Below are 1,091 nucleotides of genomic sequence, written 5' to 3' on the forward strand. Positions count from 1 at the left end.
CCCAAGAAAGGTTCTTTTTCCATGAACATCGACAAGAAGATCACGGATGATCTTGTTGCGAATGGCGTGTCGTTCGTGACCACCGTGCCGTGCAAGCAGCTGGCCGGTGTGATCGACGAGATCGACGCCCGCGAAGAGATTTTCCACATCCCCTCGAACAAGGAAGACGAGGGCATGGGCCTGTGTGCGGGCGCGCATATGGGCGGCAAGCGCCCTGCGATCATCATGCAGAACACCGCCATCGGCGTCACGATCAACACGCTGGCCACGCTGATCCAGTATTACCGGATGCCGCTGCCGATGCTGATTTCCTACCGCGGAGAGCTGCGCGAACCCGTCGCCTGCCAGGTGGAAATGGCCGTGCACACCAAGGCGCTCTTGGCGCAGATGAACATCCCCACCTATCACTTCCACAAGCAGGCGGATGTGGAAGAGCTTGATAACATTCTGAAATATACATTCATGTGCAACAAACCCGTGGCGATCCTGACGGATGCCAACTTCTGGGGAGGCTATGGCGACCAATGATCCGTTCCGAAATCCTGCGCGAGATCGCGCCCATCCTCCGGGATCATCTTGTCGTCTGCAATATCGGTCTGCCCAGCCAGGAGCTGCACATGATCGACGACCAGCCGACGAATTTCTACATGCTGGGCACGATGGGCCTGTCGTCTTCGATCGGTCTGGGCCTGGCGCTGGCGCAGCCCAAGACGGTGATCTCGATTGACGGGGACGGGTCGGTTCTGACGAACCTTGGCACGCTGCCCACGATCGCGAACAACGTGGCCGACAACTATATCCTGATGATCATCGACAACGGATCCTACGGATCCACCGGCGACCAGCCGACCTATGCGGGCAAGAAGACGGCGCTTGAAAAGGTGGCGGCGGCATGCGGCTGCGAGAACGTGGTGACGTGCCGGGATGTGGACACCGGAGAGGTGCTGCAGGCGGCGATCGACAGCAAGAAGATGACGGTGATCGTGGTCAAGTGCGACAGCGGCAACATCAAGCTGCCCGTGATCACGATGGACCCCGTGGTGATCAAGCACAGGTTCATGAAGGCCGTCGCAAGCTGATGAAAAGGGCCG

At 58.9% G+C, this 1,091-nt stretch carries 2 protein-coding genes; both read left to right on the forward strand.

Annotated elements, in window-relative coordinates; genetic code table 11:
• Positions 1-21: 21 nt before the first annotated feature.
• Complete coding sequence (gene comD / locus Q0949_RS20600) at positions 22-528, forward strand: sulfopyruvate decarboxylase subunit alpha (protein WP_299377013.1); 507 nt, start codon at positions 22-24, stop codon at positions 526-528.
• Positions 525-1,079, forward strand: coding sequence for a sulfopyruvate decarboxylase subunit beta (comE, locus tag Q0949_RS20605; RefSeq protein WP_299377010.1), 555 nt, complete (start codon positions 525-527; stop codon positions 1,077-1,079). The genes comD and comE overlap by 4 nt, the downstream gene beginning before the upstream one ends.
• Positions 1,080-1,091 lie beyond the last annotated feature (12 nt).

Source organism: uncultured Tateyamaria sp. (assembly GCF_947487805.1).
Classification (GTDB): Bacteria; Pseudomonadota; Alphaproteobacteria; order Rhodobacterales; family Rhodobacteraceae; genus Tateyamaria.

Coding starts and splice junctions, on each gene's coding strand:
- comD (WP_299377013.1), top strand. CDS start 22: ATGAACATCGACAAGAAGATCACGGATGATCTTGTTGCGAATGGCGTG.
- comE (WP_299377010.1), top strand. CDS start 525: ATGATCCGTTCCGAAATCCTGCGCGAGATCGCGCCCATCCTCCGGGAT.